This window comes from Microbacterium sp. UBA1097 (assembly GCF_002313585.1).
Lineage (GTDB): Bacteria > Actinomycetota > Actinomycetes > Actinomycetales > Microbacteriaceae > Microbacterium.
The window spans coordinates 151,198-161,285 of sequence record NZ_DCBW01000016.1; the positions used below are offsets into that span (position 1 = coordinate 151,198).

General features: G+C 67.3%; 10 protein-coding genes. 5 read left to right on the plus strand and 5 right to left on the minus strand.

The window, feature by feature from the left end; all coding sequences use genetic code 11:
- Positions 1-206: 206 nt before the first annotated feature.
- Entirely contained in the window at positions 207-920 is a 714-nt protein-coding gene (locus B4F19_RS04830; RefSeq protein WP_292733084.1) for a tyrosine-protein phosphatase, read from the plus strand.
- On the opposite strand, the gene B4F19_RS04835 is transcribed toward B4F19_RS04830, so the two are convergent.
- The 4 genes from B4F19_RS04835 to B4F19_RS04850 are packed head-to-tail and all read right to left on the minus strand — an operon-like array spanning position 910 to position 5,021.
- Complete coding sequence (locus B4F19_RS04835; RefSeq protein ID WP_292733086.1) at positions 910-1,392, minus strand: Fe-S oxidoreductase; 483 nt, start codon at positions 1,390-1,392, stop codon at positions 910-912. The genes B4F19_RS04830 and B4F19_RS04835 overlap by 11 nt on opposite strands.
- Positions 1,389-2,204 (minus strand): arginase family protein, encoded by an 816-nt coding sequence (locus tag B4F19_RS04840; protein ID WP_228177630.1) that lies wholly within the window; start codon positions 2,202-2,204, stop codon positions 1,389-1,391. Before B4F19_RS04840 ends, B4F19_RS04835 begins: the two co-directional genes overlap by 4 nt.
- Positions 2,205-2,216: 12 nt before the next feature.
- Positions 2,217-2,954, minus strand: a complete 738-nt coding sequence (locus tag B4F19_RS04845; protein ID WP_228177631.1) for a PspA/IM30 family protein — start codon at positions 2,952-2,954, stop codon at positions 2,217-2,219.
- 42 nt (positions 2,955-2,996) lie between these two features.
- The gene (locus B4F19_RS04850; protein ID WP_292733088.1) at positions 2,997-5,021 is read right to left on the minus strand and encodes a TPM domain-containing protein; all 2,025 of its coding nucleotides are present in this window, start codon (positions 5,019-5,021) and stop codon (positions 2,997-2,999) included.
- Positions 5,022-5,160: 139 nt separating this feature from the next.
- Here B4F19_RS04850 and B4F19_RS04855 point away from each other — a divergent pair, with 139 nt between their 5' ends.
- The 4 genes from B4F19_RS04855 to B4F19_RS04870 all read left to right on the plus strand — a co-directional run bounded on the left by B4F19_RS04855 (position 5,161) and on the right by B4F19_RS04870 (position 9,058).
- Positions 5,161-6,000, plus strand: a complete 840-nt coding sequence (locus tag B4F19_RS04855; protein WP_292733090.1) for a DUF3097 domain-containing protein — start codon at positions 5,161-5,163, stop codon at positions 5,998-6,000.
- A 108-nt stretch (positions 6,001-6,108) separates the two neighbouring features.
- On the plus strand, positions 6,109-7,398 hold the full coding sequence (locus tag B4F19_RS04860; RefSeq protein ID WP_228177634.1) for a mannosyltransferase family protein: 1,290 nt from the start codon (positions 6,109-6,111) through the stop codon (positions 7,396-7,398).
- 89 nt (positions 7,399-7,487) lie between these two features.
- The gene (trmB, locus tag B4F19_RS04865; protein ID WP_292733092.1) at positions 7,488-8,147 is read left to right on the plus strand and encodes a tRNA (guanosine(46)-N7)-methyltransferase TrmB; all 660 of its coding nucleotides are present in this window, start codon (positions 7,488-7,490) and stop codon (positions 8,145-8,147) included.
- The gene (locus tag B4F19_RS04870; RefSeq protein ID WP_374198005.1) at positions 8,144-9,058 is read left to right on the plus strand and encodes a CPBP family intramembrane glutamic endopeptidase; all 915 of its coding nucleotides are present in this window, start codon (positions 8,144-8,146) and stop codon (positions 9,056-9,058) included. Before trmB ends, B4F19_RS04870 begins: the two co-directional genes overlap by 4 nt.
- Before the next feature lie 81 nt (positions 9,059-9,139).
- Here the strand turns inward: B4F19_RS04870 and B4F19_RS04875 are convergent.
- Positions 9,140-10,088, minus strand: a 949-nt coding sequence (locus B4F19_RS04875) for an alpha/beta hydrolase family protein (RefSeq protein ID WP_292733094.1), incomplete at its 5' end; no start/stop codon positions are given.

The following is a 10,088-nucleotide window of genomic DNA, read 5'->3' on the forward strand; positions in this document are numbered from 1 at the left end:
ACCGGTGGGAGATCGCCTGCCACTCCGACGCTGCGAGCGTCAGTGGCCAGAAACCGGAACTCATCGTCGGGCGTGGTCATCGCTGTCCGTCCTCGGCTGCTTGGGCGTGGCTTGGGCAATGACACTATTGTGGCCCCGCTCTGGCGGCGGCGACGACCGGGTGCGCGCAGCCGCAGGTCACTCTGCCCGGGATAGGGTCGAGGAACGTGAGCACACTCGACATCCCCGGCGCAATCAATTTCCGGGACACCGGTGGTCTGCCGGCCGGCGTCTCGCGGACGCGGGCGGGTGTGCTGTACCGGTCGGGGAACCTCGCGCGGCTCGATGAGGACGGCATCCGTGCTTTCTCGGGTCTCGGCATCCGTCGCGTCATCGACCTTCGCGACGACGCCGAAGTCGCCGGCGCGCCCAGCCGATTCGATGACCGCGAACTCGTGGTCCAGCGGGTTCCGCTGTTCCTGGGTTCGGTGGCCTCGTTCTTCGTCGAGGACGTTCCGCTCACGGAGATGTATCGCCGCCTCGTGGAGGACTCCGCAGCCCGTGTGGTCGAGGTCGTTCGTGGCGTTCTCGCCGATCAGCCGGTCCTGGTGCACTGCACGGTCGGCAAAGACCGCACGGGAGTCACCGTGGCCATCACGTTGGCAGCTGCGGGGGTCGACCGGGACGCCGTAGTCGCCGACTGTGCGCGGACGGAGGCGCTCTTGCCGCCCTCGCGCAACCGCGACGTGGTCGCGCGCATCCGGCAGTTCCACCCGGAGTCAGTCAACCTCGAGGAACTGGCGACGAAGTCGCCGGCGGCGGCGATGTCGAGGCTCCTCGCGAGCTTGGACGCCGCGTACGGATCGCCGCGAGACTACCTGCGCGCCCACGGCATGAGCGATGACGAACTCGTCGCGCTGGACGAGGTGCTCATCGACTGACGGCTCTCTTCGGCCGCTGCCGCGGGATGTAGTTGCCGTCCGCGAGGCCCGCCTCGATCTCGAACCGGTTGCGCAGCGGGTTACGGCCGGCGAGCTGGTAGAGCAGCGGCATGAGCATCCCATACCGCCGCCATTGCCTGGCGTGGACGAGCTCATGCCGCAGCACGCGCGGGCCGTCGTTGTCGGCAGTGAGGTAGCAGGCGCCGACGCAAACGCCGCCACGCGGGAACGTCCACGAGGGCATGCCGGAAAAGACATACAGCACCGTGTCGTCGGCGCCTCGATGCTGCCGCACCCTGCCGGTGCTCCACACGAACCCCCAGACGAAGCCGATGGCGGTTCCGACGACGGCGCCGGCGCGCGAAACCGAGGAGTCCAGCAGCGGAAGCCAGCGATCCAGTATCCGACCTCGCGCGACGGCTCGCTCCGCGCTAGCCTCCCACCCCGGTGGCGGGGTTGGAATCGGGGTCACGCCACGGCCCCGACCAGGCGCAGGATCGTCGGCATGTCCTCGATCGCGGCATCCGCAGACGCGGGAGAGAACTCTGCGATCGTCGCCCCCGCGAGGGGGAAGCGGTCACGCAGGGCTCGGACGGCGGCGATGACCTCGCTGGCAGTCGGCCCGAACGGAACGGGCAAGGACACCCCTGTCATGACGGAGGGATCGAGGACGTCGAGGTCGATGTGAACGTAGACCCGTGACGCGCCGGTGTCGGCCACAGCGGCGACCAGCGCCTCGGGATCCACCAGGTCCCCGGGCAGCACCCGGCGAATGCTGTGTTCATCGATGTACTGCTGCTCGGCGTCGTCCAGTTCCCGAGTGCCGGCCAACACGAGCCGATCGGGCGTCAGGATGCCGCGGGCAAGTCGGAGCCGATCCGCTCCGTCTCCGAGAGCTGCGCGCAGCACCATGCCGCAAAACGCTCCGCTGGGTGAGGACTCCGGGGTGTTCAGATCGGCGTGCGCATCGAGCCAGACGACCGCAACATCCTCGGCGGCGACGGCCTCCAGTGCACCGAGGGACACCCCGCAGTCCCCGCCGATCACCACCACCGGTTCCGATCTAGCGGCTACGGCATCCCGAACCAGGTCGCGGATGCGTCCGAGTGAGCTGGCGCGACGGATGCCCGTGTCCAGACTTTCACCGGCTTCGACCGGCACCTCCAAGCGGGTGCAGGCCGAAGCCGGGAGGTCGCCCGCGATGGCTTCGGCGCCGTCGATCAGCTGCATCGCGCGAGCCGACCCGGAGCCCTGCCACTGCGGGGCGATGACGAAGTGAGCCATCGGCGAGTTCGATCAGCCTTCGATGGCGGGCTTCGCGGCGCCGCCGGACTTCAGAGCGGCCAGACGAGCTTCGACCTCCGTGAGTTCGCCAAGGTCCTCGAGGCTCTCGAACTGGGCGTCCAGGCTCGAGGCGGCAAGTTCGGTCTTGCCCTGCGCGATAGCTTCCTGGCGGCGTACCTTCTCTTCGAAGCGGCCGAGCTCGCTCGTCGGGTCGAGGACGTCGATCGACTTGACGGCATCGACCACCTTCGTCTGAGCCTCGGCGGTCTTCTGACGCGCGACCAGCTCGGCGGACTTGGCCTTGAGCTGCTCGAGCTTCTGCTTCATGCCGTTAAGGCCGTCCTTGAGCTTGTTCACGACCTCGGTCTGCGACGCGATCTGCGGTGCTGCTGCCTTCGCCGAGTTCTCGGCTGCGATCTGGCGCTGGAGGGCAACCTTGGCGAGATTGTCGAACTTGTCAGCATCCACGGAATCGCCCGCCGCGCGGAACTCATCGGCCTTGCGGCTCGCGGCAAGCGCCTTGTTGCCCCAGTCAGACGCTGACTGCAGGTCTTCCTGGTGGTCGCGCTCGAGCAGGCGCAGGTTGCCGATCGTCTCAGCGATTGCAGCCTCGGCGTCCGCAATGTTGTTGGTGTAGTCGCGCACCAGCTGATCGAGCATCTTCTGCGGGTCCTCGGCCTGGTCGAGCATCGCGTTGATGTTCGCCTTCACGAGGGTGGAGATGCGTCCGAAGATGGACTGCTTTGCCATCGGTGTGTCCTTTCGTCTGGATGTGAGTGGTGATGATCGTGCCTAGAAGCGGCCTCCGCCGCGGCGGCCCCGAGAGCCCCCGCCGCCGAACCCACCGCCGCGGGATCCGCCGCCGAATCCGCCGCGGCCGGAACCCCCGCCGAATCCGCCGCGGCCGGAACCCCCGCCGAATCCGCCGCCCATGGCGCCGCCGAATCCACCGCGCCGCGAACCGCCGCCGCCGGAGAGGATCGAATTGAGCACGATGCCGCCGAGGACCGCGCCCATCATGCCGTTCGATCCACCGCTGCGGGAGCCGCCGTACCCGCCGACGTCGAAGGCCCCCACATCGCGCTGCGCGGCCTGGATCGCCTGCGCCGCGAGCTGCTCGGCGCGCTGCGCGTGCGGGATGGCCTGCGCCGGATCGGAAACCTGGACCTGCTGCGCGGTGGCCAGGCTCGCGCGCGCCTCGGCCAGCCTCGTCCGGGCCTGTGCGCCGACCGCGCCGCGCCGGGCAGCGATGAAGTCGTCTGCAGCGGAGATCTGAGCACCTGCCTGCGCCGTGATCTGCGCGAGCGCTTGCTGGGCTCGCAGCGCCTGGGCCTGAGCATCCCGCGCTGCTTGCAGCACCTCGTCAATCTGCCGGTCCGCCTCCTGGAGTGCGTGCAACGCCGCGAGCGGGCGCTGCTGGGAGGCATCCAAGAGAGCGCGGGCCGACGCGACCTGTTGCGTCGTGCTGGCAGCCACGCTGGCCAGACGCCCATCGGGATCGGGAAGTGCGCGCGCGGTAGCGATGTCGGCCTCGAGCCCGGCGATGACGCTCTGCGCGGTCGTTGCAGCCTGCCGAAGGTCCCGTGCCAGCGTGTCGATCGCGTGCTCCAGCTGCAGTGCTTGGGCTATAGCATCCTCGGCGCCGCGAATCGCGACCGCTGCCTCTGCTGTCTTGCCGGCAGCGAGGTCCTGCCGGGCTTTGGAGAGCGCAGTGTCAGCGAAGGCGATGCGCTCGCGGACCTGCTCGGGGTTGTCAGCAACGGTCGCAATGGCGTCCGGGTGAAACGATGCCTCGAGGTCAGAGAGCGCGCGTTCAGCGCCGGCTATGCCGGCTGAGGCTTCTTCGCGGTCCTGGGCAACGCGCTCGAGCGCTTGCGGAGCGGTGCGCTCCAGCTCGCGCAGTGCTTCGAATTCCGCGGCCTTCTCATCGAGCGCTGCGTTCGCCTTCTTGCACAGGTCGAGAATCGCGAGGTTCCACTCGCGGATCTGAGCCTCAGTGTCGGGTTCGGCATCGTCGAGGCGCTGCTGCAGTGAGAACGCCTCCGTGAGGCTTGTTCGTGCAGCAGCGAGGGTCTTCTCGAACTCGGCAGCTGCAGCGTCGCCGAACTGCGCGCGAGCGAACCCGAGTTCCTGGGTGCTGGTCGTGATGGCATCGTCGGTTGCGACGAGTGCCGATGCGGCGCGCCGCGCGAGCTCGTCGAGGCTCACCGCCTGCGGATCAGCTTTTCGCTTTCGCCGCGAACGGATGACGATCCACAAGACCAGGCCAGCAAGGGCGGCAACCACGATGACGAGCAGCACGACCGCGAAGAAACCGCCGCCCCCGGATCCGCCGGTGAGCGCTGTCTCAAAGCTATCGGCTGCCGTTGTGATCGCCCCGAGGTAGTCACCGGAGCTGAGGAAGGGCTTGAGATCCGCCTCGATTGCCAGCAGTTGGTCTTCGCTCAGAGGACCCGACGAGTCAGCTGAGATGGTGAACTGCCGGGAGTCGGTAGCAACCGCGAGAAGGTACTGGCTTTGCCCGAGCCCGTTGTCATACGCAACGGCATCAGCCCACTCGTTCCTGTCGGACGGATTGGTGAAATCGTCGACGAATACGGCATAGAGATCAACCCCGGTCGACGCGTAAAGATCTGCCAGCCGGGCGTTGGCCGCTGCCTCATCTGACGTGCTGAGCGCATCGACCTCGTCGAGCACGTACGCAGAGTCGAGCGTGACCGGGTCGGTCGCGAACGCGGGTGCCGCGGCGCTGAGCAGCGCCGCGAGCGCGACAGTGAGCGCGCTCGCTACCGCCCCGAACGACCACCGAGTCGGCATCGATTTCCCTCCTGGCGCGCCACAGCCTGCGCCCTTCGATCCTATTGATGCCGTGCGCCCGTGCGGAAGCGCTCCGCGGGGCGCACCGGATCCTCACAGCGTGCGTCGTAGGGTGAGTGCCCGGAAGGCAGGTGCGGTGGTGGATGATCACTATGGAACTGACGTGCTCGCAAACGGCTGGCGCGGCCACGGGCGCTCCGAGAGTGCGAGCGTGCCGGCAGAGCGGGGTCTTGTCATCGAGGTGCAGGCAGACGGATTCTGTGGCGCGGTGACCCAGGCGGATGCCGCGACCGTGGAGCTCGAGGACCGCTTCGGGATGCGACGCAGATTTCCGCTGGGACCCGGATTCCTCCTGGACGGCTCGCACGTCGTGCTCGTCGCTCACCGGCCCGCTGCATCGCGGCAACCCCAGCGCACGGCATCCGGTTCGTTCGCGGCTCCCCAACAGCGGGCGCGCGTCGCCCGGGCAAGCCGCATCCTCGTCGAGGGTCGCCATGACGCGGAGCTGGTGGAAAAGGTCTGGGGAGATGACCTGCGTGCCGAGGGTGTTGTGGTCGAGTACCTCGAAGGAATCGACCGCCTCGCCGCCATGCTCGATGAGGAGCCCCCATCGGCGAGCCGCCGGTACGGCATCCTTGTCGATCACCTCGTTCCGGGCTCGAAAGAGGCGCGCATTGCCGCGGAGATCACCCGCGGACGGCATGGCAAGAGCGTTCTCATCGTCGGCCATCCCGAGATCGACGTCTGGCAATGCGTCAGGCCCGGGTCGCTCGGGCTTCGCGCGTGGCCGACCGTCCCACGCGGCGTCGACATCAAGGTCGGGACGTGCCGCGCCCTCGGTTGGCCGAGCGATACCCCCGCGGACCTGGCGCTTGCCTGGCGTCGGATCCTCGGTGCGGTCGACAGCTACCGGGACCTCGAACCCAGCTTGCTCGGCCGCGTGGAAGAGCTGATCGATTACGTCACAGAACCGCAGTAGGGCACGCCGCACGACAGGTGAATGGAGCGGCACGAGGTTCCCAGCTCGGTGCTGGCATACTAAGAAGAAGGGGTTCTCGCCTCCTTTTGTGTGCGCGAAAGGTCACCAGTGGTTCCCACCTCTCGACAGGATGTCGCGCTCTCCCCTCGGAGAGCCCCCTCCTCCCGGAGATGGCGAGGCGTTCCTCGCGCTCTCGGTGCATGGCTTGCCGACCTGACCTCGCCGCGCGTCGGCGTTGAACCGATCGCATCGGGGACGCTGACAAAGGTCGTCGGAATCTGGGCGATCGGCCGCGCAGTGAACTTCGGGCTGCTGTGGATGTTCTTCGAGATCTCGCGCCTCGCCGACCTGGGATTCGGTCCGTTCGGCATCCACGTGCGCAGCTTTCTCACGTTCCTCACGGGGTGGGATGCCGACCATTACCTCAACATCGCACGCACCGGCTATCCGATCCGGCTTCCGATGGAGGAGGGGATCGTCCAGACCAACGACTGGGCGTTCCTCCCGGTCCTGCCGTTTCTCGAGCGGGTGGGTTCTGACCTCACCGGCGTGAACGAGGGAATCATCGGGGTCATCGTGAGCATCGCGGCAAGCCTCGGCGCGACCCTCGTGCTCTTCCTCCTGCTGAGGCGCGTGACCACGCCGCAGGCATCCTGGTGGGGCATCGTGCTGTTCACGTTCGCCCCGCTCTCCTTCGTCTACGTGCTCGCGTACGCCGAGTCGCTCTTCCTGCTGCTCGTTTTCACAGCCCTGCTCCTCGCGATCAAGCGCCAGTACCTCCTCATCCTGCCCGTGGGTGTGCTCGCCGCCTATACCCGCCCCGGCGTCCTCGCTCTTGCGCTGGGTCTTGGCATCGTGTTCCTGGTGCGGTGGATGCAGCACCGCACCGATCCATTCCCCTGGACCCAGCGCCTCAGCCTTGCTGCGAGCGGGATAGCGATCGCGTCGGCGGGTCTGTCGTGGACCTACATCGCCGATGCCGTCACCGGCATTCCGCACGCCTACGTTCGCACCGAGACCGCCTGGTGGATTCCCCTCGTCGGTACCGGCGACTTCGTGCCGTTGACGCCGTGGTTCCGGTTCTTCGGCACGTACCTCAACGTGTTCGGCATCCTCGTCGTGCTGGCGATCATGGCGGCGTTCGCCTGGTGGATCTTCTCCAAGCCGACGCGCAAGCTGGGCCTGGTGATCGTCGCGTACGCGGCTAGCTACGGCCTCTACCTCTTCGGCGTCTTCCTGCCGCAGCAGTCGACTTTCCGCCTCATGATGCCGCTCTCACCGCTGCTCGGCGACGAGCGCTTCTCATCGACGCAGCATCGCAGGCAGTGGCTCCTGCTGGGCTGTCTCGGTCTGCAGGTGGTGGCGGTGTTCCTGCTGTGGACCATCGGGTATCCGTGACCGGTCGGGCGCCTGCTGTGACATCTCCCCATGAGGCCCCGACGGGATTTCGTCTGAAACCGGTCTCGTTCGTCCGCCGAAGCGGCCGGATGTCGGAGGCGCAACAGCGGGCCTGGAACGAGGTCAGTCCTCGCATGCTCATCCCCGTCGAACGGGATGCTGCCTCAACGAGCATCCGGGCCGAATCGACAATCGACCCGGCGACGGTGTGGGGACGGACGGCGCCACTGATCGTCGAGATCGGGTCGGGCCAGGGGCACGCGATCGTACACGCGGCAACGGCCCGGCCGGAAGCGAACTTCCTTGCTGTTGAGGTCTTCCGCGCCGGCCTCGCGCGCACCATGCTCGATGCCGACCGGGCGAACCTCGAGAACCTCCGACTCGTGGAGGGCAACGCTCCCGAGGTTCTCGAGCATCTGTTGCCTTCGGCATCCGTCGACGAACTGTGGATCTTCTTCCCTGACCCCTGGCACAAGAAGAAGCACGTCAAGAGGCGGCTGGTGACCGCCGAGTTCGCGGCGCTCGCGGCGTGGGTTCTGCGTGCGGATGGCGTTCTTCGACTCGCCACGGACTGGCAGGACTACGCCGACCAGATGGTTACGGTGCTGGACGCTGCGCCGGGCTTCACTCGCGCCTTCGACGGCGAGTGGGCGCCCCGCTTCGACGGGCGCGTGCTCACGGCTTTCGAGCGCAAGGGCACTCGCGCCGGGCGCGAGATCCGTGACCTCACCTACCGGCGGTCTGCGTGAGCAGCCACGCGGATGCCGCGCACAGTGCCCCGCATAGGCTTCCTGCGCTCTCGTGGCGCGTCCTTCCGGCCTCGCTGGTCGTACTGGCAGCTCCAGCGTTCTTCGTCGCGCTGATCCCGTGGCTCGGGTGGACGCTCCTGGCTGCGGGCCTGATCGCGGCGGTCCTGGTGGAGCGGTTCGCGCCCGCTACGGTCCGCCTGACCACACGGGCGGGGGAGCGGTCGGATACGGCCCGGGCCGTGTCTCGCGAGCCCTCGATCGTTCGGGATCTCTCGCTCATTGCGATGGGGATGCTGATCGTCAGTGCCATCCCGCTCAAGGCCGAGCTCGACAACCTCGCCATCGTGCGTTTCGCGGTGGCACTCGGGGGAGCGGTGGCAGTTCCGTATCTCGTCTCACGGTTCGTCTACCGAGATCGGGCGATCGGATTCCCGTGGCGAGGTGGCGGGCGCTGGACGTGGTTTCAGTGGGCGTGGCTTGTGGGCGTGCTCGTGCTCGGGTGGCTCATCCTGCCGTTTTACTTCATCACCTCGGGTGTGTACCTGAACTGGCCGGTGGTTGACACTCCCGACCTCATCGCCCGGCTGTTCGTCGGCGTGGGTGCCGTGGGCATCTGGGATGAGCTCTTCTTCATCTGCACGGTCTTTGTCCTGCTGCTCCGGCACATGCATCCGATCACCGCGAACCTGCTTCAGGCAATCGTGTTCGTCTCGTTCCTGTGGGAGCTCGGCTACCAGGCGTGGGGCCCGCTCCTGACGATCCCGTTCGCCCTCCTCCAGGGCTACATCTTCCTCGTCACCCGCTCACTCGCGTACGTCGTCACCGTGCATCTGCTCTTCGACGCGGTGGTCTTCGCCGTCCTCGTCCACGCCCACAATCCGGGCCTGTTCGACGGGTTCTTTCTCGTCTGATCGTTCACGCGAGTTGGTGTTCGTTCAGGCGAGTTGGTGTTCGCTGGCGCGAGTTCGGCCAGGACGCGGCCGCGCGGGGCTTCAGCGCCCGAGCCGGGTGTCGAGCCAGTCGAACATCCGCTCGTCGGTGAGGAGGCGCGCCAGCGGCTGACAGTGGTAGTCGGCGCCTTCGTCTGCCGTGAAGGGCTGAAGCGTGGCATCCGGCACCATCGCAGCGAGTTGCTCGGACTGGCCCGGCCAGAACTGTTCCTTCTCGGGAGAGGTGATCAGGAGCGGCGTCGTGATCTTCGCGGCATCGTCTGGCTCGAGCCGGTAGCGCAGCATCTCGACCATCGTGTCGTACGGACTGTCCTTCCCGAACGGCTTCGCGCGGAAGTTCCACAGGCGCGAGACCGACTTCGAGTAGCGCAACGCCATCTCCATCCCGCGATCGAACTTCTCCTTCTCGCCCTTCTCGACGAGCTCCATCTCGGACTTCGGGATGCCGGCGCGCCACGACTGAGACACGTCGACGACTCCGGGGTCAGCCACCGCTGCCGCGATCCGGTGTTCGAACGCCAGGGCGCGGGGGAGCCAGTACCCGGCCTGGCTGATGCCGTAGGCCACGATACGGTCGGCATCCACGTCATCCCGAGCAACGAGCACGTCGACGACCGGTGTGATGACAGCCTCCCAGTCGTAGCGGAACGGGATGTCCTTGTCGAACAGCATCGACTGCTGACCGGGGCCGTCGAACATGAGCACGTTGTAGCCGCGCTGGAGGCCGCCGAGGCCTCCGGTTGCCCACATGCTGCTGATCGATCCGTCGCTGCCGTTGACGAGGATGAGGGTCGGTGCCTTTTCGCCGTCCGTGCTCGCCGTGAACAAGTAGCCCGGCATCGTCGTGTCTTCGTACGGGATCGCGATGCGTTCGGCGCGGTATGGCGCGCGGTCGACAAACGCGTCCCATGCGGCCCGGTGGGCGCGGAAGGTGTGCTGCAGCTTGTCGGTATCGCCCAGGGACGCCGCCGCGTTCACGGCGGGGGCGTAG